Here is a 23,946-nt window from a genome sequence, read left to right on the forward strand (position 1 = left end):
AAGACCGGCCCCGCTGGAGTGGTTCCCGTGAAACGCCTCGTTCAACCGGCCCCTTCAGGACATGCGGCCAGGGCCGGGCGGACCCCAGCACACGGCGCTGGCCGCGTGCCCAAGCGCCGTCTGGCTCGAACGCTGTGTCAGCGCTCGACCGTGCGATTCCAGCGGGTGGTCCACTCGGCGCGCTTGGCGTTGATCACTTCGTAGTTGGGCGCGATCAGCGCACCGACCCTCTCCGGACCGTACACCACCTTCCGGACCACGTCCGGCGCCAGCTTCGTGGTCTTGTTCACCGGGCCCCAGCTCTGCGCACCGGCCAGCACGGCCTGCGACTCGGCCGACACGATGTGTTGGAGAAACTGTTGCCCGAGCTTGGCTTGCGGCGCACCTTCAACCACGCAGCCGGCGGTCATGATCATCACCGCGCCTTCTTTTGGATAAACGAACTCCACCGACGCACCCTGATCCACGACTGCCTGCACACGGCCGTTGCCCCACACGACCAGCGCGGCCTCGCCGGTTTGCAGCATCTGGGCCATCTTTCCCGGAGAAGGTTCCCACGCCAGCACATTGGGAGCGACCTTCTTGCGCATCACATCGAAGCCCGGGTCCATTTTGTCCTCGCCACCCCCGTTGAGGCGGGACATCATGACCAGCGTCAGCAGTCCATAGCCGTTGGTGATGGGTGGGATGACGACCTTCTGCTTGTATTTCGCGTCGGTCAGGTCTTGCCACGAAGTCGGCGCCTTCCAGCCGTTCTTCGCAAAGACTTCCTTGTTGTAGGCCAAACCACTGGCAATGAAACCGATGCCGACGGATCTGTCACCGACCATGCGTGCCGTGGGATACAAATCCTTGATGGGGCCGCCGTCCTCCACCTTGGCGCAAAGGCCCTGACCGACGGCCTGGTACATCGGGCCATCGTCGATGAGTGCCACGGAGATTTCCTGTCGTCCCCTTTGTGCCTGCAGCTTGGCCAGGGTGTCCGTGGAGTTGCCCGGGATGTAGACCACCTTGGCACCCGTCTTTGCTTCAAAGGGAGGAATGATCTTTTCCTTGAAGAACTGCTCGGTCGAGCCTCCGAATCCGCCGACGTAGATCGTCTCGGTGGCGAGGGCGCCGAACGAGGCGACCGCCAAGGCCAGCATCCCGAGGGCGGGTGTGCATTTGCGCTGTGTCATCGATGTCTCCAGGTGGTTGTGAGCAGGGGTAACTACTCAGGCCCCCTCGCCGCAGGCCATAATCCGCAACTCAATGCAACAGCTACCCGACCTCAGCACACTCAGTTCGACCCAGATGGGTGCACTGGTTCTGGAGCTATGGGCGATGGTGCAGACGCTGACGGCGCAGATCAACGAACTGCAAGCGCGGCTCAATCTGAACAGCCGCAACTCCAGCAAGCCGCCCTCAAGCGATGGGCTCAACAAGCCTCAACCCAAGTCATTGCGCAAGGCCGGGCAACGGCCGGTCGGCGGACAGAAGGGGCACAAGGGCCATACCCTGAGCCAAGCGGCCGAGCCCAATGTGGTCGTCACCCATGCACCGCCCGAGCATTGCGATGTCTGCCACGGTTCCTTGGGTCAGGCCAGCGTGGTTGAGGCCCGGCAGGTCCACGATCTGCCCGATTTGCGCTACCAGGTCACCGAGCACCGCGTTCTGCAAGCGGTGTGCAACTGCGGCAAGACCCATCGTGGCGTGTTCCCCCCGGACGTCACCGCAGCGGTGCAATACGGCCCGCGCGCGAAGGCCGCGGCCGTGCACCTGAACCAGTATCAGATGCTGCCACTCAAGCGCACGGGGCAAGTGATGGGCGACCTCTTGTGTTGAATGTCGACTATGTACGGTTCGAAAAACAACGAGATTAGATGTACAAATTCAAAGGCAAGGGATGAAAATGAATTTAGGGAACAAGATAGATATTCCAGTTTGGCAAGCATCCGAAGGCATATCAGAGTTACGCGCCGCGTATAGGAAGCATGGGCTAGTCATGCTTCGCAACATCCGATCCAAACTAGAGTTTCTCAACAGTTTGAGTGAGATGGGGGGGGTCTACCATCATCCTCACGCAGAAGCTTCTGGACTCACGCACGTCCAAGTTGTGGGCAGCTCTTCAGATCACGCTCACGCAGCTGATAGAAACGAGCTGGGACTCACTGGTATGGCTCTAACGCCACACAGTGATCGCAGCAGTATGACCCTACCACCTGAATTTCTTGCGTTTTGGATTGAGTCTCAATCTTGCATAGGTGGTGCAAGTACGTTTGTCGACGGCCATCGGTTGATTGAAGAAATGTCGGCGCATGAGCCCGAAGCCGTTCAGGTATTAACGCGACCAAAGTCAGTGGTGTTCAAGTCTGAAGAAGGACTTAAGGAAAGCAGCGTTATCAGCCTGGAAGGTGATGAATTTTTAATGCGCTTCCGCTTCGACAGGATGGTTTATCTGTCGCCCGATGTCGCCGCCGTCATGCCCAAATTCAATGCGCTGGTGCGCCAGCTAACAATGAAGATCAATTTGACTTCAGGCGATGGATACTTGGTGAACAATCATAGATGGCTTCATGGCAGGACACACTTTGCTGGTGCGCGATCTGCATACCGTCTTCTCATGAAGCGCCCACACCTAAGTCCAATATGAGTTACTTTCACATGCTCTCCCATTCAGTCTCTGCGGTGAATGAGGACGTTGTCGGATTTAGTCGCGATGAGGGTTGGGTGCTCGATGGTGCGACCAGCATTTCTGGTCGACGCCGCGAAACTTCAGAAGGTCTGGAAACGGATGCATCGTGGTTTGTGCGAGAGTTTTCCAAGGGACTGAGTCACCGCTCCCTGGAGCCGCATCTGCAACGGTGGGCCACCAGTGAATTGCAAAAACTTGAAGCAGATGGACCTCTCAACTGGGAAAACTGGTCTCATACCGATGTTCCTTCTGCAAGCTTTGCACATGTGACGCTGAAGCCAGGCTCAAGCACATTTCTGAATCTTGGCGATTGCAAAATAATCTATCAAGTTGATGGCGGCCCAATTTCATTTTTTGGGAGCAGCGAAGTGCATAAATTTGACCATGCGCTTCTGGGAGAGTATCTCAAAGTCCGCAAGGCAGAGCCCGGCATGACTCATCAGCAGGCATGGAAGCATCTTGTCCCGGCTATTCGCGCAAATCGGCAACGGATGAATACGTCCGATGGCTATTGGATACTTAGTCCTGACGGAAAAGGACTTCCGTATATGCAGCGCAAGGAAGTCCCATTTTCCTCTGAGATGCGTGCAATTTTGCTTACCGACGGACTTTACCGCCTTGTAGACACTTACTTCAGCATGGATGCGGAGACTTTTTTTAGTCGCGCATTCGAACCTGCAGGACTTTCGATACTTGTCCAAGAACTCAGGTCACTAGAGGATGCGGATCCCAATGCGGAGCTCTATCCACGCGTAAAGCTACAGGACGATGCGAGCGCATTGCTTGTATCAAATCGAATTTAATCGCCCAATTTCTTGTAATCATCCGTGATGAATCCCCCTACCCCCAGCGATAGCAAAGCCACTAAATTTCCCGTTTCAGTTAAAGGCGTACTCATAAACGATCATCGGATTTTGTTGCTAAAGAATGAACGCGATGAATGGGAACTACCCGGCGGAAAATTAGAGCTACATGAAGAGCCGACCGATTGCCTAGCACGCGAAATTTTGGAGGAAACAGGCATTTCCGTTCGCATTACTCGACCGCTTCGGTCCTACGTTTATTGGGTAGCAGACGTAGTTCCGGTATTGATAGTCCCCTTCATCTGTGAATGTGAGAATTTTGACTCGCTGCGCATAAGCAATGAACACAAAGAGATAGCTACGTTCGACCTCTCAGAACTAGACACAATTCGCCTCCCCATGGGCTATCGGACCACGATTAGCGATGCGATTGCAAACACATGAAAACTCCTGCGTCATATCCATCGCCAACCACAGAGGCGGCACGTTGTTTTTTTGGATAGGACTTACGCAAACTAAAATAAATAATCGAGAAAATAGTTTTTTTGTAATGTTTTGTGGTGTATACTCGCATGGTTTCAACTCCACACTTCATGAACATGAAGCCAACATGCTGTGATTACTGTCAATTTCTCATTTCGTCGCAGACGAATTACACGCAAACTTGGTTTGCCGATCATCATCAGCATTTTTCGCATGACGCCATCAATCGCTATTTGCAGAATGACAATGTAACGCCGGATGTTGTCTGGGAGGAGGTCAAAGGTGTGATTGAAACTTCTCCCGATGGCTTTCTCGTGTTTGACGACAGCGTTTCGGACAAGAACCATTCGCACAAGATGGGATTGGTACGCTTGCAATATAGTGGTAACGAGCATCGCCTGATCAAGGGAATTGGTGTCGTCAATTGTTTGTACGTGAACCCACGAACCAAGCGCTACTGGATCATAGATTGGCGCGTCTATGAGCCGGACATTGATGCCAAGTCCAAGCTCACCCATATGAAGGAAATGTTCGACGACGCGCTGAACATAAAAAAACTGCCGTTCCGTGTGGTGCTGATGGATTCTTGGTACGCCACCAAGGATCTGATGCTGCACTTGCACCGTGAGGGTAAGACCTTTTACTGCCCGCTCAAGAGCAACCGCCTGGTGGACGACAGCGGTGGCAAGCAACCCTATCAGGCCGTGAGCAAACTGCAGTGGAGCCAACAGGACGCAGCGTATGGCAAACTGATCAAGATACATGGTTTTCCAGGTGCAACGAAGGTCAAGTTATTTCGGGTTGCGATTACAACTAATCGCACGGAATGGATTGTGACTAATGATCTCGATCAAGCATCAACCGACGATGCAAAAGAGATGTGTACCATACGCTGGAAAATTGAGCAGTATCATCGTGAAGTGAAACAGACGCTCGGAATCGAGAAGTGCCAGTGCAGATCGGTCAGAGCGCAACGCAATCATATTGGATGTGTTATATTGGCATGGAATTGCATGTCTGCGCTGGCGGAAAAGTTGAAGACGAATATTTACAATCTCAAAAAAAAGATGCTATCGACTTATATGAGGCAGGAGTTGATCCAACCCAGCGTGCTCATGACCTTCGTCTGAACTGACTACAAAAGTCCGAATTGCGCGCTAGCTGCGCTTGGTTTGCGTAAGTCCTAGCCACGATGAATCCGGATGTTCAGCAGTGGCAGTTCATCGTTGCGCTGGGTGTCGTGCATACGGCATTCCTGTACTGGTTGATATATTCGGCAATTTCCAAAATCGGACTTGGCACGGTAGCCATCCTGACTTTTCTGTATCCGGTATCGACGGTTGTCATCGACTACCTCTTTTTTGATCACGTCATATCCATCGGTCAATCAATCGGTGCCATGCTGATCTTGGTGTCGGCTGTGGGCGTGAAGCTGCATTGGAGCCCTTGGAGATGAAATGGCGATAAATGGGCCAAACGTCGCAGGCAAGCCGGGCAGTGCGGGCGCCATCGGGTGAGCACGACACAAGATGCCCTCTTCATCGGCCAAAAGGGATGCCGGCAGCCCGGCCCCGGAATTTAGAATAGCCCGCAGCTTGCCCCATCCGCCCGTGCGCGCTTCGCGCAGGGGGTCTGGCGAGTCCGACGCCCGTGTCTGCATGGAACTGCCCAAACTCTCCCCCGGAAAACGATGCATCCTGGCCCGCCCTCCGGGCAGCGCCGATTCCCTGCTGCTGGCGCAGCTGGCCGAGCGCGAGCGGGCGGCGCAGCGCAGCGTGGCCATTGTTGCGGCCGACGCCAGCGACGCGCAGCGCCTGATCGACGAGATCGCGTTCTTTGCGCCCGGGTTGCGCTGCGCGCTGTTCCCCGACTGGGAGACGCTGCCCTACGACAATTTCTCGCCGCACCAGGACCTGATCAGCGAGCGGCTGGCGACGCTGTGGCGCATCCGGCAGGGCGCGGCCGACGTGGTGCTGGTGCCGGCGACCACGGCGCTGTACCGGCTCGCGCCGCCGGCGTTTCTGGCGGGCTATACCTTTCACTTTGCGCTCCGCCAGCGGCTCGATGCGGAGAAATTCAAGGCCCAGCTCACGCTCGCCGGCTACAGCCATGTGTCGCAGGTGGTCAGCCCGGGCGAGTACGCGGTGCGCGGCGGCTTGATCGACCTGTTTCCGATGGGCGCGTCCGAGCCCTACCGGGTGGATTTGTTCGACGACGAGATCGACTCGATCCGCAGCTTTGACCCCGACAGCCAGCGCAGCCTGCACCCGGTGTCCGAACTGCGTTTGCTGCCCGGGCGCGAGTTCCCGATGGACGAGGCGGCGCGCGCCAAGTTCCGCAGCCGGTGGCGCGAACTGCTCGAGGGGGACCCGACGAAGAGCCGCATCTACAAGGACATGGGCAACGGCGTGGCCACGGCGGGAATCGAGTATTACCTGCCGCTGTTCTTTGACGACACCGCGACCATGTTCGACTACCTGGGCAGCAGCGCCACCGTGGTGCTGCATGGCGAGCTGGAGCCGGTCTTCCAGCGTTTCTGGCAGGACACCCGGGAGCGCTTCCGACTGATCCAGGCCGACCCCGAGCGCCCCGCGCTGCCGCCCGAGGCGCTGTTCCTGTCCGCCGAGCAGTTCCACACCCGGGCCAACTTGCAGGCGCAGCTGCTGATGCGCGCCGCGGAGCAGGAGAACCCGGACGTGCGCACGCTCGGCGATCTGTCGGTGCTGCGCGGCGCCGAAGACCCGCTGGCCCGCCTGCAGGCGCATGTGCGCAGCACAGCGCAGCGGGTGCTGCTGCTGGCCGAAAGTGACGGCCGGCGCGAGAGCCTGCTCGATTTTCTGCGCGCCAGCGGCCTGAACCCGCCGGTGTTCGATTCGCTGGCCGCGTTCCAGGGCGCCCCCGCCGAGAAGCTCGGAATGGCCACGGCGGCGCTGAGCGCGGGCTTTGGCTGGGTTGCGGGCGGAATCGACTTCGTCACCGAAACCGAGCTGTTTTCCGCAGGCCCGACCACGCGCCGGCGCAAGAAGCAGGAGCAGGTCAGCGACGTCGAGGCGCTGATCAAGGACTTGTCGGAGCTGAGCCTGGGCGACCCGGTGGTGCACAGCGCGCACGGCATTGGCCGCTACCGGGGGCTGGTGCACATGGATCTGGGCCAGCCCGACGCCGACGGCGCCCCCGCGCTGCAGGAGTTCCTGCAACTGGAATACGCCGACCAGGCCGTGCTGTACGTGCCGGTGAGCCAGTTGCAGCTGATCAGCCGCTACACCGGCGTGAGCGCCGACGAGGCCCCGCTGCACAGGCTGGGCAGCGGCCAGTGGGAGAAGGCCCGGCGCAAGGCCGCCGAGCAGGTGCGCGACAGCGCCGCCGAGCTGCTCAACATTTACGCGCGCCGTGCTGCGCGCGAGGGCCATGCGTTCCGCTTTGCGGCGCAGGACTACGAGGCCTTTGCGAACGAATTCGGCTTTGAGGAAACGGCCGACCAGCATGCCGCGATCCAGGCCGTGATCCAGGACATGCTCTCGCCCCGCCCGATGGACCGTCTGGTCTGCGGCGACGTGGGCTTTGGCAAGACCGAGGTGGCGCTGCGCGCGGCCTTCGTCGCGGTCACGGGCGGCAAGCAGGTGGCGTTTCTCGCGCCCACCACCTTGCTCGCCGAGCAGCATTACCAGACCTTGGTCGATCGCTTCGGAAAATGGCCGGTCAAGGTGGCCGAGGTCTCGCGCTTTCGATCGGGCAAGGAGATCACGGCCACCCTGGCGGGCATTCGCGACGGCATGGTGGACATCGTCGTCGGCACGCACAAGCTGTTGTCCGAGTCCACCCGGTTCCACAACCTGGGCCTGCTCATCGTCGACGAAGAGCACCGCTTCGGCGTGCGCCACAAGGAGCAGATGAAGCAGCTGCGCGCCGAGGTTGACGTGCTCACCCTCACCGCCACGCCGATCCCGCGCACGCTGGGAATGGCGCTGGAGGGCCTGCGCGACCTGAGCGTGATCGCCACCGCACCGCAGCGGCGCCTGGCGATCAAGACCTTTGTACGCAACGAGGGCACGGGCGTGATCCGCGAGGCGGTGCTGCGCGAGCTCAAGCGCGGCGGGCAGGTGTACTTTCTGCACAACGAGGTCGAGACCATAGACAACCGGCGCCAAAAGCTCGAAGAGATCCTCCCCGAGGCGCGCATTGCCGTGGCCCACGGCCAGATGCCCGAGCGCGCGCTCGAGCGCGTGATGCGCGACTTCGTGGCCCAGCGGCACAACCTGCTGCTGTGCTCGACCATCATCGAGACCGGAATCGACGTGCCCACGGCGAACACCATCATCATGAGCCGCGCCGACAAGTTCGGCCTGGCGCAGTTGCACCAGCTGCGCGGGCGCGTGGGCCGCAGCCACCACCAAGCCTACGCCTACCTGATGGTGCCGGACATCGAGGGCCTGACCAAACAGGCGGCGCAGCGGCTCGATGCGATCCAGCAGATGGAGGAACTGGGCAGCGGTTTCTACCTGGCGATGCACGACCTGGAGATCCGCGGCGCGGGCGAGGTGCTCGGCGAAAACCAGAGCGGCAACATGCTCGAAGTGGGCTTTCAGCTGTACAACGAGATGCTCTCCGAAGCCGTCAGGGCGCTCAGGGCCGGCAAGGAGCCGGACCTGCTCGGCCCGCTGAGCGCGACCACGGACATCAACCTGCACGCCCCCGCGCTGCTGCCCAGCGACTACTGCGGCGACGTGCAACTGCGCCTGTCCTTCTACAAGAAGCTGGCCACGGCGAAGGCGCCCGAGCAGATCGACGGCCTGCTCGAAGAGCTCGTCGATCGCTTCGGCAAGCTGCCGCCGCAGGCGCAGACGCTGATCGACGTACACCGCCTGCGCGTGCTCAGCCAGCCCTACGGCGTGCTGAAGGTGGACGCGGCGCCCGGCGTGATCCACATCAGCTTCTGCCCCCAGCCCCCGGTGGATCCGCTGCGCATCGTCGAGCTGATCCGGAAGAACCGGCACATCAAGCTGGTGGGCAACGAGAAGCTGCGCATAGAACGCGAATCGAAGGAACCCCGGGAGCGCGCCCAGCTCGTGCGCGACATTTTGCGCAGCCTGGGCCGGCCGATGGCGCAGCCGGCTGCGGCGTGACGGGGCCGCGGCCGGCCTTGGACTGCCATGCCAGGCGCGCCCCGTGCAGCATTTTTTGCAACGACGACAGGGAGCGAATGTATGAACGATCTGCGCATCCGGCGCCGGGACATGCTGCTCGGCGCCGCGGGCCTGGCCAGCGGCAGCGGTTGGGCGCAGCCCACTTCCACGTGGCCCACCAGGGCGGTCACCCTGGTCGTGCCTTTCCCCGCAGGGGGCGGAGCCGACGCCTTTGCCCGGCCGCTGGCCGCGCAGTTCTCCCGGGCCCAGGGCAGGACGCTGGTGACCAGCAACCGGGGCGGCACGGACGGCACGCTCGGCGCCAGCTACGCAGCCAAGGCCGCGCCCGATGGCTACACGCTGTTCATGGGCGGGGCGCAGCACGCCATCGCCCCGACGATGTACCCCCGGCTCGACTACGACTTGGAAAAGGATTTCATCCCGCTATGTCTTCTGGTCAGCATGCCCCAGGTGCTGGTGGTGAACCCCGGGACGGTGCCGGTCAGCGACTTCGGGCAGTTCCTGGAGCAGGTGCGCAGCAAGCCCGGAAAGCTCCAGTACGGCACGGCCGGAAGGCGCAGCTTGCAGCATCTGGCGGGCGAGCTGTTCCAGCAGCAGACGGGAGTCTCGATCGAGCATGCTCCCTACGGAGCGGACTGGGTATGGAAGGTCCTCGCCGCCGGCAACGTGGACATGATGTTCGACGGCCTGGGTCCGTCCGCCGCGCATATCCGGGACGGGCGCGTCAAGGCGCTCATGGTCTCCGGCTCCCGGCGCAACGCGGCCCTTGCGGACGTTCCTTGCGCAGCCGAAGTGGGTCTGCCCGACTACGACGTGAGCACTTGGTACGGCCTGTGGGCGCCAAAGGGAACGCCCCCCGACGTGCAGGCGTGCATCATCGAGGAGATGCGGCGCCTGGGCGCGGACGAGGAGGTCCGGGCCATCTGGGCGCGCAACGGCGCCGAGTACGGGAGCCTGGATGCGCAGCAGCTTGCCGGCCTGGTGCGCAACGAACTCCGGCGCTGGGCGGCCGTGGTCAGGGTAGCGGGTGCAAGGCTGCGCTGATGCACCCCTTGCCGAATCCATCCCCCTCAAGGGCGCGCCACCAGCAGCATGGAAAACGAAAATAGTGAGACCCCCGGGAAACCGCCATGAAACAAGAAAATCTTTTCAGCGCGCTGCGCGCAGCATTCCCCGCCGACCTGGACGCTTGCGCCGTGGAAGCCACGGCGCCCGACGGGTGCCCGCTGCGCTACACATGGCGCGACCTGGAGCAGACCAGCGCGCGCATCGCGAACCTGCTGGCGGCGCTGAACCTGCCCCCGGGAAGCCGCGTCGTGGTGCAGGTGGAGAAGTCGGTCGAGGCGATGCTGCTCTACCTCGCCACGCTGCGCGCGGGCCATGTGTTCGTTCCGCTGAACACGGCCTACCAGAGCGCCGAGATCGCTGACTTCATCGGCGACGCCGATCCCGCCGTGGTGGTGTGCAGCCCGGGCAACTTCGGCTGGGTGAGCACGATCGCCTTCATCCGGGGCGTGCGGCATGTCTTCACGCTCGGCGCGGACCACAAGGGCAGCCTGCTCGAGCGTGCGGCGCACCATGGCGACGCGCACCCGCCGGCGGTCCGGCGCGCGCACGACCTGGCCGCGATCCTCTACACCAGCGGCACCACGGGCCGCAGCAAGGGCGCGATGCTCACGCACGGCAACCTGCTGTCGAACGCGCAGGTGCTCAGGGACTACTGGGATTGGCAGGCCGGCGACGTGCTCCTCCACGCGCTGCCCACCTTCCACGTGCATGGCCTGTTCGTGGCCATCCACGGCGCGCTGATGAACGCCAGCAAAATGATCTGGCTGGCGTCGTTCGAGCCCCGGGCCGTGCTCGCCGCGATGCCGCGCGCCACCGTCTTCATGGGCGTTCCCACGCTCTACGTGCGCCTGCTGGCCGAGCCGGGGCTGGACCGGCAGGCCGTGCGGAACATGCGCCTGTTCATCTCCGGGTCGGCCCCGCTGCTGCTCGAAACCTTCAACGCCTGGCAGCAGCGCACGGGCCACACCATCCTGGAGCGCTACGGCATGAGCGAGACCCTCATGCTCAGTTCCAACCCCTGCGGCGTGGACGCGCGCCACGCTGGTCAGAGCGAGCGGCGCGGCGCGACCGTGGGCTTTCCCCTGCCCGGGGTGGGCTTGCGCGTGGCCGACGCCGCAGACAAGCCCCTGCCCGTGGGCGCGACCGGCGGCATACAGGTCAGGGGCCCGAACGTGTTCCCGGGCTACTGGCGCATGCCCGAGAAAACCGCTGAAGAATTCACGCCCGACGGCTGGTTCCGGACCGGCGACCTGGGTCGGATCGACGCGCGCGGCTACCTGAGCCTCGTCGGGCGCAGCCGGGACCTGATCATCAGCGGTGGCCTGAACGTCTACCCGGCCGAGATCGAGGGCCATATCAACGGCCTGCCCGGTGTCGCCGAGAGCGCGCTCGTGGGCGTTGCGCACCCCGACTTTGGCGAGGTGGGCGTGGCCGTGGTGGTCCCCAGGCCGGGCGCCCAGCTCGACGGCGAGGCGATTTGCGCCACGCTCAAGGCGCAGCTCGCGAACTTCAAGATTCCCAAGCGCTGCTTCGTGGTCGCCGAACTGCCGCGCAACGCCATGGGCAAGGTGCAGAAGAGCCTGCTGCGCGCGCAGTACCAGGATCTCTTTGCCTGAGCCGGCGGGGCCCTCGTTCCCCGGCCCTCAGCGCAGTGCCGCCTGAGCCGGCGGGGCCCCGTCCCCCGGCGCTCAGCGCAGCACCAGCACCGGGATGTGCGAGTGCGTGAGCACGTGCTGGGTTTCACTGCCCAGCAGCAGGCGCTTGAGGCCCTTGTGGCCGTGCGAGGTCATGCAAGGCCATCACGATCAGGTCGCACTGGTGCTTTTTCGCGGCAGAGATCAGCGCCTCGGCGACCAGGTCGGATTGCGTGGTCACGGGCGTGACCACCACGCCCTGGGCGTCGCCCAGAGTAGCGCGGCACCACCTTGTCTGAGCCGGTGGGGCCCTTGTCCCCCGGCGCTCAGCGCAGCACCAGCACCGGGATGTGCGAGTGCGTGAGCACGTGCTGGGTTTCACTGCCCAGCAGCAGGCGTTTGAGGCCCTTGTGGCCGTGCGAGGCCATCACGATCAGGTCGCACTGGTGCTTTTTCGCGGCAGAGATCAGCGCCTCGGCGACCAGGTCGGATTGCGTGGTCATGGGCGTGACTACCACGCCCTGGGCGTCGCCCCGGGTCTTGATGCCATCGACCACGGCCTGCGCCGCGTCGCTCCATTGCTTCTCCACGCGGTCCACGTCCTTCATGTCAACCGGCATGGTGCCTTCAAAGTAGCTGCGCGCGTAGCGCGGCACCACCTTCAGGGCGATCACGGTGGCGCCCGCGAGCGCGGCCAGAGACAGGCCGTGTTCCACGGCCTTGTCCGACAGCGGCGAGCCGTCGGTGGCGATCAGGATGCATTTGTACATCGGACTCTCCTTGGCGTTCCCCCACGGAACGCGTTTGGGGAGCGATCATGTCGCCGCGTTTAATACAAGTCAATGCGTCTGCCGGGGCGCGGTGTCAGGTCGGGATGCGACACTAGCGCCATGCCTGTGACCATGTCCCGTGCTGCTGCACCGCAGCCGCCTTCGACCCCCCCGTCCGCCGCGTCCATCCTGCTGCTCGACGACCCGCAAGAATGGCCGGCATTTGGCCATCCCGTGCCGCTGGCAGGCGCCGCTGCGGAGGACCCTGCGGCCTGCGCATGGGACTCGCAGGTGGTGCTCGAAGGCATGCGCTGCGCGGCCTGCGCGCTCACCGTCGAGAACGCGCTGCGCGCCGTTCCCGGCGTGCTCCGGGCCGAGGTGAGCGCTGCCAGCTGCCGCGCCCGCGTGCTCTGGGATCCGGGCCAGGTCCGCCCCTCGCAATGGCTGGACGCGGTGCACAGGGCGGGCTACCGCGCCCTGCCCGCGATGGATTCACAGGCCCGTGAGCGGCGCCTGCGCGAGGGCCGCGGCGCGCTGTGGCGCTGGCTGGTGGCGGGGCTTTGCATGATGCAGGTGATGATGTACGCGTGGCCCGCGTACGTGGCGCGGCCGGGCGATCTGAGCGGCGAGACCGAGCAACTGATGCGCTGGGCCTGCTGGGTCGTCACGCTGCCCACGCTGGTCTTCTCGTGCGCGCCGTTCTTCTCCGCCGCGCTGCGCGACATCCGCGCGCGCCGCGTCGGCATGGACCTGCCGGTTGCGCTGGGCATGGCCATCAGTTTCGGCGTGAGCATGGCGGGAACGTTCAACCCCACGGGGATTTTCGGCAAAGAGGTGTACTACGACTCGCTGAGCATGTTCGTGTTCTTTCTGCTCACCGGGCGCTTGCTCGAGTCGCGCCTGCGCGAGCGCACCGCGGGCGCGCTCGAGGCGGTGCTCAATCGCCTGCCCGACAGCGTCGAGCGGCGTGGCGCGGACGGTGCTTTCAGCCGCGTGGCGACGCGCCGTCTGGCCGCAGGCGACGTCATTCGCGTGCTCGCGGGCGAGGCGTTTCCGGCCGACGGCTGCATCACCGAGGGCAGCACGCAGGTCGATGAGGCGCTGCTCACCGGGGAATCGACCCCCGTGGCGCGCAGCGTCGGCGGCGCCGTCGCCGCGGGCAGCCACAACCTGCAGGCGCCGGTGCAGGTGCGGGTCGAGGGCGTGGGCGCGCAGACCCGTTTTGCGCAGATCGTCGCGCTGATGGAGAGCGCGGCCTTGCAGAAGCCGCGGCTGGTGCAGTTGGCGGACCGTATCGCCCGGCCGTTCCTGCTCGCCGTGCTGCTGGCTGCGGCGCTGGCGGCGCTGTTCTGGTGGCACGCCGGTCCGGGGCAGGCGCTCATGGTGGCGGTGGCCGTGCTCATCGTGACCTGCCCGTGTGCGCTCTCGCTGGCGGCGCCCGTGGCCATGCTCACCGCTGCGGGAACCCTGGCGCGCCAAGGGGTGCTGGTGCGCAACCTGCAGGGTCTGGAGGCCTTGGCTGCGGTGGACTGCGTGGTGTTCGACAAGACCGGCACGCTGACCCGCGACGGCATGGCGCTGCGCGCCGTGCACGTGGCCGAGGGCTGGAGCACCGGCGCGGTCCTGCGCCTCGCGGCTGCCCTGGCGCGCCACTCGCTGCACCCCGCATCGCGCGCCCTGGCCGCGGCAGCGCCCGCGCCGGACGCCGGCTGGCGCGTGGCGGATCTTCAGGAGCAGGCCGGGCAGGGGCTGAGCGCCACGGTGCGCGAGACCTCGGGCACGGTGCGCAGGCTGCGGCTCGGCTCCGCCGGCCATGCGGATGCGGCGCCGCAGGATGGCGCCGCCGCGTTGCAGGTCGTGCTGGCCGAGCAGCGCGGCGCCGACCGCTGGTACGAGCTGGCGCGCTTTGAACTGGTGGAAGACCTGCGCGCAGAGGCCCCCGCCGTGGTGCGCGCGCTGGAGCAGGCCGGCGTCACGGTGCAACTGCTGTCCGGCGACCGGACGCAGGCGGTGCAGCGCGTCGCGGCGCAGGCGGGAATTGCCCGGGCGCAGGGCGGGTGCACGCCGCAGGACAAGCTGGTCGCGCTGCAGGCCTTGCAGTCCGCTGGCCGCCGTGTGGCGATGGTCGGCGACGGCCTGAACGATGCCCCGGTGCTCGCCGGTGCCCATGTGTCGTTCGCCTTTGGCCGCGCCGTGCCGCTGGCCCAGTCGCGCGCGGATTTCGTGGTGCTCGGCGACAGCCTGGAGCGGGTGCCGCAGACCCTGTTGCTGGCGCGCCGCAGCCTGCAGGTGGTGCGTCAGAACCTGTGCTGGGCCGCGGCGTACAACGCGCTGTGCGTTCCCCTGGCGCTCGCGGGCCAGATGCCCGCCTGGCTCGCCGGCCTGGGCATGGCGCTCAGTTCGCTGCTGGTGGTGCTCAACGCCGCGCGCCTGGCGCGCGCGCTGCCCACGGGCACCAGCGCCGATACCAGCGGCGATTTCTCCAAGACCTCCCGGGAGCCCCTCTGATGGACATCCTCTACCTCCTGATCCCGCTCTCCGTGGTGCTGGTGCTGATGATTCTGGCGGGGCTGTGGTGGGCGGTGCACCACGGCCAGTTCGAGAGCCTGGAGCAGGAAGGCGAGCGCATTCTCCAGGACGGTTGACTTGGGTCAATGTCTGTCTGGCCGGATTCCCGCACACTTCGATCGCAATAATGATGAGGTGCCCGATGGATGCTCGAAAAACAGATGCCGCGCATTACGACGATACGGTGGTGCGGCAGTTCTCCGTGATGGCCGTGGTCTGGGGCGTGGTAGGCATGCTGGTGGGCGTGCTCATCGCCGCGCAGCTCGCCTGGCCGGAGCTCAACTTCGGCATTCCCTGGCTCAGCTACGGGCGCCTGCGCCCCCTGCACACGAACGCGGTGATTTTTGCGTTCGGCGGCTGCACGCTGTTTGCCAGCAGCTACTACGTGGTGCAGCGCACCAGCCAGGTGTCGCTGTTTGCCGGGCGGCTCGCGGCGTTCACCTTCTGGGGCTGGCAGTTGGTCATCCTGGCGGCAGCCATCAGCCTGCCGCTGGGCTATAGCACGGGCAAGGAATACGCCGAGCTCGAATGGCCCATCGACATCCTGATCACGCTCGTCTGGGTGGCCTACGCCATCGTGTTCTTCGGCACCATCGGCACGCGCAAGGTCCGGCACATCTACGTCGCGAACTGGTTCTTTGGCGCGTTCATCCTGGCCGTGGCGCTGCTCCACGTGGTCAATAGCGCGGAGGTCCCGGCGGGCTTCATGAAGAGCTACTCGGCGTACGCCGGCGTGCAGGACGCGATGGTCCAGTGGTGGTATGGCCACAACGCCGTGGGCTTCTTCCTCACCGCAGGCTTCCTCGGGATGATGTATTACTTCATCCCCAAGCAGGCGGGGCGCCCGGTGTACAGCTACCGCCTGTCCATCGTCCACTTCTGGGCGCTGATCTTCACCTACATGTGGGCCGGTCCGCACCACCTGCACTACACCGCGTTGCCCGACTGGACGCAATCGCTGGGCATGGTGTTCTCGCTGATCCTGCTTGCGCCCAGCTGGGGCGGGATGATCAACGGCGTCATGACCCTGTCGGGCGCCTGGCACAAGCTGCGCGACGACCCCATCCTGCGCTTTCTGATCGTGTCGCTGTCGTTCTACGGCATGTCCACGTTCGAGGGGCCGATGATGTCCATCAAGACCGTGAACGCGCTGAGCCACTACACCGACTGGACCGTGGGCCACGTGCACTCGGGCGCGCTGGGCTGGGTCGGGCTGATCTCCATGGGGTCGCTGTACTACCTGGTTCCGCGCCTGTTCGGCAGGGAGAAAATGCACTCGATCCAGGCCATCGAGCTGCATTTCTGGATGGCCACCGTCGGCATCGTGCTGTACATCGCGGCCATGTGGATCGCCGGTGTCATGCAGGGCCTGATGTGGCGCGCAATCAACCCCGACGGAACGCTCAGCTACAGCTTCGTGGAAGGCGTCAAGGCGAGCTATCCGTTCTACGTGGTGCGCACCGTCGGCGGCCTGCTGTACCTCGGCGGAATGCTGGTCATGGCCTGGAACGTCTGGCTGACCGCGATCGGTGGCCGCTCGGCCAAGGCGCTCATTCCTGCCGTGCACGCGGCGCAGGCCTGAGACCCAAGGAGCCAGACCATGTCCAGCCACGACACATCCGACAACGCATCCGCTGCGACCGGCTTTCGCCACGAAAAGGTCGAGACCAGCAACTTCCTGCTGATCGTGCTGATCCTGCTGGTGATCGCCATTGGCGGCCTGGTGGAGATCCTGCCGCTGTTCTTCCAGAAGTCCACGACCGAGCCGATCGCGGGCCTCAAGCCCTACGACGCCATGCAGCTCGCGGGCCGCGACATCTACATCCGCGAGGGCTGCTACAACTGCCATTCGCAGATGATCCGGCCGCTGCGCGCCGAGACGCTGCGCTACGGCCACTACTCCGTCGCCGGCGAGTTCGTCTACGACCACCCCTTCCAGTGGGGCAGCAAGCGCACCGGGCCGGACCTGCACCGTGTGGGCGGCAGGTACAGCGATGAATGGCATCGCATCCACCTGACGAATCCGCGCGACCTGGTTCCCGAATCGAACATGCCGGCCTACCCCTGGCTGGAGAAGAGCCAGCTCGACCCGGGCCAGCTCGCGCCGCGCATGCAGGCCCTGCGCACCGTGGGCGTTCCCTATACCGACGCGCAGATCGCCGCGGCGGCGGACGAGGTCAGGGGGAAGTCCGAGTTGGACGCGCTCATCGCCTACCTGCAGGTCCTGGGGCGCACGCTCAAGTGAAAGGAAAGATTCGCCATGGACATCACCACATTGCGCATCGTCGCCACGCTGGCATCGATGGCCTGCTTCCTGGGAATCTGGGTCTGGGCCTACCGGGGCCGCAACCGGTCGCGGTTTGAAGAGGCGGCCCGGCTGCCTTTCGAGCAGGACTGAACTTCCGCAGAACACCCCGAGAAAACACCCCATGAGTGACTTCAAGAGCAATTTCTGGCCGCTCTTCGTGGCCGCGCTGACCCTGATCGGCATCGTCGCCTGCATGGTGCTGCTCTGGATGGCCGGACGCAAGAAGGTGTCCGCCGGCAGCGACAACACCACCGGCCATGTCTGGGACACGGACCTGGTCGAGATGAACAACCCCCTGCCGCGCTGGTGGGTGTGGCTGTTCGTGATCACCGTCGTGTTCAGCCTCGGCTACCTGGTCGCGTACCCCGGCCTGGGCAATTTTGCGGGCCAGCTGGGCTGGACCCAGAAGAACCAGTACGAGGCCGAAATGGCGCAGGCCAGGACGGTGCTCGAGCCCCTGTACGCGCGCTTTGCCACGATGAAACCCGAAGACATGGCGCGCGACCCGCAGGCGCAGGCGATCGGCGAGCGGCTGTTCATGAACCACTGCGCCCAATGCCATGGATCGGACGCGCGTGGCAGCAAGGGCTTTCCGAACCTGACGGATGGCGACTGGTTGCACGGCGGCAGCCCCGAGCAGATTCGCGAGACGATCACCAAGGGGCGCGTCGGGAATATGCCGCCCCAGGCGGCAGCGGTCGGCAGCCCCGAGGACGTGCGCAATCTCTCGCACTACGTGCTGAGCCTCTCGGGCAACCCGCACGACTCGCTGCGCGCGTCGCTGGGCAAATCGAAGTTCGCGCTCTGCGCCGCCTGCCACGGCATGGACGGCAAGGGCAACCAGGCGCTGGGCGCGCCCGACCTGACCGACGACATCTGGCTGCACGGCTGGGGCGAGGCGGTGATTACGGCGATGATCAACGAAGGCAAGGTGAACCAGATGCCAGCGCAGGCAGAAAAGCTGACCGCGGAGCAGATCGGCGTGCTCTCGGCCTACGTCTGGGGCCTGTCGCACGGGTCGGCGGCCGCGCGCTGATCCGAGGGGGCGGGGGGCATCCTCGATACCAGCATGCAACCGTCCACCGAACCCGCGCGCAAGAGCATCCCGATCGTCCCGGTGGCATCCGACGCCCCGTCCGGGGACGCGGGCGGCTCCCTGTACGAGGCGCAAAAGAAGATCCACCCGCGCTCCATCGACGGGCCGTTCGCGCGCTGGCGCTGGGCCATGGTGCTGCTCACGCAACTGGTCTTCTACGGACTGCCGTGGTTCGAATGGGGGCAGCGCCAGATGGTGCTGTTCGACCTCGGGGCGCGGCGCTTCTATATGTTCGGGCTGGTGCTGTACCCGCAGGACTTCATCTATCTCACGGGCCTGCTCATCATCTCGGCGCTGGCGCTGTTCCTGTTCACGGCCGTCGCAGGGCGGCTGTGGTGCGGCTTTGCCTGCCCGCAGACGGTCTACACCGAGATCTTCCTGTGGGTCGAGCACCGGATCGAGGGCGATCGCAGCGCCCGCCTGCGGCTGGACAAGGGCCCCTGGACCTGGGAGAAACTGCGCAAGAAAGGCCTCAAGCAAATCGTCTGGATCGCGCTCGCGCTCTGGACGGGGCTGAGCTTCGTGGGCTACTTCGTCCCCATCCGGGAACTCGGCAGCGAACTGCTCGCCCTGCAGGGCGGCTGGCAGATCTTCTGGGTGTTGTTCTACGGCTTTGCCACCTATGGCAACGCCGGCTTCATGCGCGAACAGGTGTGCAAGTACATGTGCCCCTACGCGCGCTTTCAGGGCGCCATGTTCGACCCGGACACGCTGATCGTCAGCTACGACGCGCAGCGCGGCGAGCCCCGGGGTGCGCGCGGCAAGGCCGTGGAGCCCAAGGCCAGCGGCCTGGGCGACTGCATCGACTGCACGCTGTGCGTGCAGGTCTGCCCGGTGGGGATCGACATCCGCCAGGGCCTGCAGTACGAATGCATCGGCTGCGGCCTGTGCGTCGATGCGTGCAATGGCGTGATGGACAAGATGCAGTACCCCCGGGGCCTGATCCGCTACGCCACCCAAAATGGCGTGGCCCGGCGCTGGAGCCAGGCGCAGATGCTGCGCCGCGTGCTGCGTCCCCGGGTGCTGATCTACGGCGCGCTGCTCGCGGCGCTGAGCCTGGGCATGCTGGCCAGCCTGCTGCTGCGCACCCCGCTGAAGGTGGACGTGCTGCACGACCGCGCGGCGCTCGCGCGCATCGTCGCCGGCGGCAGGCTGGAGAACATCTACCGCTTGCAAATCATGAACGCGACGGAGCAAGCGCAGCGCTATCGCATCGCTGCACGCGGGCTCGAAGGCCTGGCGCTGGCCTCCGACGCCGAGGTGGACGTCGGCGCCGCGCAATCGCGCTGGATCGCCGTGCGCCTGCAGATACCGTATGGCTCGGAAAAGCCCGGCGCGCATGCGGTGCATTTCGACGTGCAGGCCCTGGGCGCCGGCGCCCGGGTGACGGAAAAATCCGTGTTCCTGGTTCCGCGGTAGGCAGCCAAGCAGGTTGGCGTCGCATCACACAATCAGACCGTCATCAAGGAGTAAGCCACCATGCCTTCAAGCCCCTGCCCGGAAAACACTGCACCGTGGTGGACATTCGGCCATGTCTGGCTGGTGATCGCGGGCCCGGCCTGCGTCATCGTCGCCAGCTTCGCCACCCTGTGGCTGGCGCTTGCGCGGCCGGACCCGGTGGTCGCCGAGGACTATTACCGCCAGGGAATCGAGATCAACAAAACGCTCCAGGCCACGCCAAAGAGCCTGGTGCCGGCGATCCAGGGGCGCAACCATGCGCTCACGCCGGTGCCGCAGCCGCCGCAGCACTGAAGCCGCGATCCCCCCGTCCGACGGGCCAAGCCGCGGACCCAACAAGGAGACAGTAGCCATGTGGACGCAGCGCCTGATGTGGATTGCCTGGCCCGCCTTTCTGATGGCGGGCGTACTGGAAATGCTGGTGTTTGCCCTGGTCGATCCGCAGGACCTGCACTGGTTCGGGCAGACGCTGGCGCTGTCGCGCGAGGGCGTCTACACCCTGGCGTTCTTTGCGTTCTGGGCGGTGACCATGGCGTCGAGCGCGCTGACCACGCTGCTCGCGCAGTCGCCGTTCGAACTCAACCGCTGCCCGGTTGCCGAAGGCGAGCGCCCCGAGGACTGCTGCAAGACCTCGTCGTTCCCCTGAGCGATGGGGCTTGCAAGCGGCTCTCTGGGCGGGGGCCTGAGCGCGGTCAGTCCTCTTTGGCCCGCGAAGCAAGCGCCTGGGCGATCAGGGCGTGCATGTCGGCCGCGCGCTCGCAGCTGCGGTCGAACACGAAGTGCAGCGTGGGCACGGTGTGGATGTGCAGGCGCTTGAACAGGCCGTTGCGCAGAAAGCCCGCGGCCTGGTTGAGCGCCGCCTGCGTTGCCTGCGGGTCGCCCGTGAGCTGGCTGAAGAACACCTTGGCGTGCGCGTAGTCGGGCGTGACCTCCACGCCCTGCAGCGTCACCAGGCCCACGCGCGGGTCCTTGAGCTCGCGCGCGATGAGCTCCGTGAGATCGCGCTGGATCTGGTCGGCCACCTTGAAGGCGCGATCGGGGGAGGAGGATTTCTTCGCGGCCATCGGGATCATCACAGCGTGCGCGCGATTTCCTTGATTTCAAAGAACTCGAGCTGATCGCCTTCCCGGATGTCGTTGTAGTTCTTGAGCTTGATGCCGCACTCGAAGCCCTCCTTGACCTCCCGGACGTCGTCCTTGAGGCGCTTGATCGAGTCGATTTCGCCGGTGTGCACGACCACGTTCTCGCGCAGCAGGCGGAACCTGGCGTTGCGGTGCACCATGCCGGAGGTGATGTACGAACCCGCGACGGTACCGATCTTGGAGGCCACGAACACGGTGCGGATCTCGGCCGTACCGAGGGCTTCTTCGCGCTGCTCGGGGGCCAGCATGCCGGACATTGCCACGCGCAACTCGTCCACGGCGTCGTAGATGATGCTGTAGTAGCGCAGGTTCACGCCATTGTTCTCGGCGAGCTTGCGCGCACCGGCGTCGGCGCGCACGTTGAAGCCGATGACGACGGCCTTGGAGGCGATCGCCAGGTTGATGTCCGACTCGCTGATCGCGCCCACCGCGGCGTACACCAGCTGCACCTTGACCTCGCCGGTCGAGAGCTTGAGCAGCGACTGGGCCAGCGCCTCCTGCGAGCCCTGCACGTCGGCCTTGACGATGATGGGCAGCATCTTCACCTCGCCCGCGGTCATTCCGACGAGCATGTTTTCCATCTTCACCGCCTGCTGCTGGGCCAGCTTGGTGTTGCGGAATTTGCCGGCGCGGTAGGTGGCGATTTCACGTGCACGGCGCTCGTCGGTGAGCACCATGAATTCGTCGCCGGCCTGCGGCACCTCGGTCAGGCCCTGGATTTCGACCGGAATCGACGGGCCCGCCGTTTTTGTGGAGCGGCCGGTTTCGTCGAGCATGGCGCGCACGCGGCCGTACGTCTGGCCCGCGAGCACCACGTCGCCGGCCTTGAGCGTTCCGGACTGCACGAGCACGGTGGCCACCGGGCCGCGGCCCTTGTCGAGTTGCGCCTCGATCACCAGGCCCTTGGCCAGCGTGTCCACGGGCGCCCTGAGTTCGAGCACTTCGGCCTGCAGCAGCACCTGTTCGAGCAGCGCGTCGATTCCCGCTCCGGTCTTGGACGATACCGCGACGAAGGGCGAATCGCCGCCGTACTCTTCGGGCAGCACCTCCTCGGTCACCAGTTCCTGGCGCACGCGGTCGGGGTTGGCGTCGGGCTTGTCGGCCTTGGTGATCGCCACCACGATGGGCACGCCCGCGGCCTTGGCGTGCTTGATGGCTTCCTTGGTCTGCGGCATCACGCCGTCGTCCGCGGCGACCACCAGAATCACGATGTCGGTGGCCCGTGCGCCGCGTGCGCGCATGGCGGTGAAGGCCTCGTGGCCCGGGGTGTCGAGGAACGAGACCATGCCGCGCGGCGTCTCGACGTGGTAGGCGCCGATGTGCTGCGTGATTCCGCCGGCTTCGCCCGCGGCCACCTTGGTGCGGCGGATGTAGTCGAGCAGCGAGGTCTTGCCGTGGTCCACGTGGCCCATGACGGTCACCACCGGCGCGCGCGGCAACACCTCGGCGTTTTGCTGCGCCACGTCGTCGTCGGCAAAGGCTTCCGGATCGTCGAGCGCGGCCACCACCGCCTTGTGACCGAGCTCCTCGACGACGATCATCGCCGTGTCCTGGTCCAGCGGCTGGTTGATGGTGACCATCTGGCCCATCTTCATCAGCGCCTTGATGACTTCGGATGCCTTGATGGACATCTTGTGCGCCAGCTCGGCGACGGTGATGGTCTCGGGCACGTGCACCTCGATGCTGCGCGCCTCGACCGGAGCCGACGGCTGGTGCTCGTCGCGCTGCTCGCGGTTGTCGCCGCGGCGCCCGCGCGGGCCGCCGCGCCAGTTGTTGCGCCCGACGCCGCCGCTGCTGTCGCCGCGGGTCTTGATTTCCTTTTTCTTGGCGCTGTCGCCCGCCCAACTCGACGACAGTTTGGCGGACTTGACTTCCTTGCCCGCGCCCGGCGCGGCCGCAGGGGCCGCGGCGCCGGCGCGCGGCGTCCCCCCGGCGGGCTTGTGCAGCGTGCCCTTCTTGGCCTCGGCGGCGACGGGTTTGGCCGCCGGTTTGGGCTCCTCGGGCTTCTTCGCGACCATGACGGCCTTCTTGGGCGTGGCCAGCATGGAGCGGATGGCCGCGGCCTCGGCCTCGGCCCGGCGGCGGCGCGCGTCGAGATCGGCGGCGCGCGCGGTTTCCTCGTCGGAGCGCGCCTTGGATTGGGCTGCGGCCTTCTCGCGGGCCTCGGCCTGGGCAGCAGCCCGCGCGGCGGCCTCGGTGGCCTGCTCGCGGGTCGCTTCCTGCTTCACGGCGCTCGCCTGGGCCTTCTTTTCTGCCGCTTGCGCCGCGTAGGCGGCGGCGCGCTCTTCGGCTTCGCGCTCGCGCTTTTCGCGGGCCTCGCGCTGCGCGCGTTTTTCCACGAGCTCGGCCTCCTGGCGGCGGATCAGCGCGGCCTGGCGGTGCGCTTCCTCCTCGCGCCGGGCCAGTTCCAGGTCCTCGTTCGAGACGGCGGATGGCTCTGGCGCCGCCACCGCCGCGGCGGGCGCGTCTTCGGGCTCGGCTACGCCTTCGCGGCCGTCGTCGCGCTTGATGAAGGTGCGCTTCTTGCGCACTTCCACCTGAATCGTGCGCGCCTTGCCCGTGGCGTCGGCCTGTTTGATTTCGCTCGTGGACTTTTTCACCAGGGTGATCTTCTTGCGGTCTGCGGAGGCCGTGCCATGGCTGGCCTGCAGGTAGGCAAGCAGCTTTTGCTTGTCCGACTCGGTCACCGTGTCGGAGGGGGCCACCTTGCCCACGCCCGCAGCTTTGAGCTGGTCGAGCAGGGTTTCGGGCGATTTTTTGAGTTCGGTGGCGAACTCGGAAACAGTATTGCTGGACAT

At 65.0% G+C, this 23,946-nt stretch carries 22 protein-coding genes and 1 pseudogene; 18 read left to right on the plus strand and 5 right to left on the minus strand.

Annotated elements, in window-relative coordinates; all coding sequences use genetic code 11:
- Positions 1-137: 137 nt before the first annotated feature.
- Complete coding sequence (locus D5041_RS07080; protein WP_265284400.1) at positions 138-1,145, minus strand: ABC transporter substrate-binding protein; 1,008 nt, start codon at positions 1,143-1,145, stop codon at positions 138-140.
- 106 nt (positions 1,146-1,251) lie between these two features.
- On the opposite strand from D5041_RS07080, the gene D5041_RS07085 reads away from it, so the two are divergent.
- The 9 genes from D5041_RS07085 (at position 1,252) to D5041_RS07125 (ending at position 11,788) form a co-directional block, all read left to right on the plus strand.
- Positions 1,252-1,824, plus strand: a complete 573-nt coding sequence (locus D5041_RS07085) for a DUF6444 domain-containing protein (RefSeq protein ID WP_265284196.1) — start codon at positions 1,252-1,254, stop codon at positions 1,822-1,824.
- 61 nt (positions 1,825-1,885) lie between these two features.
- Positions 1,886-2,632, plus strand: coding sequence for a TauD/TfdA family dioxygenase (locus tag D5041_RS07090; RefSeq protein ID WP_081479766.1), 747 nt, complete (start codon positions 1,886-1,888; stop codon positions 2,630-2,632).
- Between the two features lie 11 nt (positions 2,633-2,643).
- Complete coding sequence (locus D5041_RS07095; protein WP_265284197.1) at positions 2,644-3,477, plus strand: protein phosphatase 2C domain-containing protein; 834 nt, start codon at positions 2,644-2,646, stop codon at positions 3,475-3,477.
- 27 nt (positions 3,478-3,504) lie between these two features.
- Entirely contained in the window at positions 3,505-3,921 is a 417-nt protein-coding gene (locus D5041_RS07100; protein WP_265257841.1) for an NUDIX hydrolase, read from the plus strand.
- Between the two features lie 155 nt (positions 3,922-4,076).
- Entirely contained in the window at positions 4,077-5,090 is a 1,014-nt protein-coding gene (locus D5041_RS07105; protein ID WP_265284402.1) for an IS701 family transposase, read from the plus strand.
- 62 nt (positions 5,091-5,152) lie between these two features.
- Positions 5,153-5,416 (plus strand): EamA family transporter, encoded by a 264-nt coding sequence (locus D5041_RS07110; RefSeq protein ID WP_265284198.1) that lies wholly within the window; start codon positions 5,153-5,155, stop codon positions 5,414-5,416.
- A 202-nt stretch (positions 5,417-5,618) separates the two neighbouring features.
- Complete coding sequence (mfd, locus tag D5041_RS07115) at positions 5,619-9,083, plus strand: transcription-repair coupling factor (RefSeq protein WP_265284199.1); 3,465 nt, start codon at positions 5,619-5,621, stop codon at positions 9,081-9,083.
- 81 nt (positions 9,084-9,164) lie between these two features.
- Complete coding sequence (locus D5041_RS07120) at positions 9,165-10,148, plus strand: Bug family tripartite tricarboxylate transporter substrate binding protein (RefSeq protein ID WP_265284200.1); 984 nt, start codon at positions 9,165-9,167, stop codon at positions 10,146-10,148.
- A gap of 86 nt (positions 10,149-10,234) precedes the next feature.
- Positions 10,235-11,788 (plus strand): malonate--CoA ligase, encoded by a 1,554-nt coding sequence (locus D5041_RS07125; RefSeq protein WP_265284201.1) that lies wholly within the window; start codon positions 10,235-10,237, stop codon positions 11,786-11,788.
- 72 nt (positions 11,789-11,860) lie between these two features.
- Here the strand turns inward: D5041_RS07125 and D5041_RS07130 are convergent.
- Together D5041_RS07130 and D5041_RS07135 are read right to left on the minus strand one after the other, a co-directional pair.
- Positions 11,861-12,077: pseudogene (locus D5041_RS07130) on the minus strand (universal stress protein); the annotation flags it as partial.
- Positions 12,078-12,132: 55 nt separating this feature from the next.
- Positions 12,133-12,576 carry a universal stress protein gene (locus tag D5041_RS07135; protein ID WP_265257837.1) on the minus strand — a complete coding sequence of 148 codons (444 nt, stop codon included), beginning with the start codon at positions 12,574-12,576 and terminating at the stop codon, positions 12,133-12,135.
- Positions 12,577-12,708: 132 nt separating this feature from the next.
- On the opposite strand from D5041_RS07135, the gene D5041_RS07140 reads away from it, so the two are divergent.
- From D5041_RS07140 to D5041_RS07180, 9 genes are all read left to right on the plus strand, one after another.
- Positions 12,709-15,084 (plus strand): heavy metal translocating P-type ATPase, encoded by a 2,376-nt coding sequence (locus tag D5041_RS07140; RefSeq protein WP_265284202.1) that lies wholly within the window; start codon positions 12,709-12,711, stop codon positions 15,082-15,084.
- On the plus strand, positions 15,084-15,221 hold the full coding sequence (ccoS, locus tag D5041_RS07145) for a cbb3-type cytochrome oxidase assembly protein CcoS (protein WP_010099956.1): 138 nt from the start codon (positions 15,084-15,086) through the stop codon (positions 15,219-15,221). The genes D5041_RS07140 and ccoS overlap by 1 nt, the downstream gene beginning before the upstream one ends.
- Before the next feature lie 65 nt (positions 15,222-15,286).
- Complete coding sequence (gene ccoN, locus D5041_RS07150) at positions 15,287-16,726, plus strand: cytochrome-c oxidase, cbb3-type subunit I (protein ID WP_265283180.1); 1,440 nt, start codon at positions 15,287-15,289, stop codon at positions 16,724-16,726.
- A gap of 18 nt (positions 16,727-16,744) precedes the next feature.
- Positions 16,745-17,389, plus strand: a complete 645-nt coding sequence (gene ccoO, locus D5041_RS07155) for a cytochrome-c oxidase, cbb3-type subunit II (RefSeq protein ID WP_010099959.1) — start codon at positions 16,745-16,747, stop codon at positions 17,387-17,389.
- Between the two features lie 15 nt (positions 17,390-17,404).
- Complete coding sequence (locus D5041_RS07160; RefSeq protein WP_010099960.1) at positions 17,405-17,542, plus strand: cbb3-type cytochrome oxidase subunit 3; 138 nt, start codon at positions 17,405-17,407, stop codon at positions 17,540-17,542.
- A 31-nt stretch (positions 17,543-17,573) separates the two neighbouring features.
- Positions 17,574-18,488: a cytochrome-c oxidase, cbb3-type subunit III gene (gene ccoP / locus D5041_RS07165; protein WP_010099961.1), complete on the plus strand. Its 915-nt coding sequence runs from the start codon at positions 17,574-17,576 to the stop codon at positions 18,486-18,488.
- Between the two features lie 33 nt (positions 18,489-18,521).
- Positions 18,522-19,967, plus strand: a complete 1,446-nt coding sequence (gene ccoG / locus D5041_RS07170; protein ID WP_265284203.1) for a cytochrome c oxidase accessory protein CcoG — start codon at positions 18,522-18,524, stop codon at positions 19,965-19,967.
- A 60-nt stretch (positions 19,968-20,027) separates the two neighbouring features.
- Positions 20,028-20,300 (plus strand): FixH family protein, encoded by a 273-nt coding sequence (locus D5041_RS07175; RefSeq protein ID WP_265257832.1) that lies wholly within the window; start codon positions 20,028-20,030, stop codon positions 20,298-20,300.
- A 58-nt stretch (positions 20,301-20,358) separates the two neighbouring features.
- Positions 20,359-20,652 (plus strand): hypothetical protein, encoded by a 294-nt coding sequence (locus D5041_RS07180; RefSeq protein ID WP_010099965.1) that lies wholly within the window; start codon positions 20,359-20,361, stop codon positions 20,650-20,652.
- A gap of 46 nt (positions 20,653-20,698) precedes the next feature.
- Here the strand turns inward: D5041_RS07180 and rbfA are convergent, their stop codons facing one another.
- Together rbfA and infB are read right to left on the minus strand one after the other, a co-directional pair.
- Positions 20,699-21,070 (minus strand): 30S ribosome-binding factor RbfA, encoded by a 372-nt coding sequence (gene rbfA / locus D5041_RS07185; RefSeq protein WP_265284204.1) that lies wholly within the window; start codon positions 21,068-21,070, stop codon positions 20,699-20,701.
- Between the two features lie 8 nt (positions 21,071-21,078).
- Positions 21,079-23,946 (minus strand): translation initiation factor IF-2, encoded by a 2,868-nt coding sequence (gene infB, locus D5041_RS07190; RefSeq protein ID WP_265284205.1) that lies wholly within the window; start codon positions 23,944-23,946, stop codon positions 21,079-21,081.

Source organism: Verminephrobacter aporrectodeae subsp. tuberculatae (assembly GCF_026127385.1).
Taxonomy (GTDB): Bacteria; Pseudomonadota; Gammaproteobacteria; order Burkholderiales; family Burkholderiaceae_C; genus Acidovorax; species Acidovorax aporrectodeae.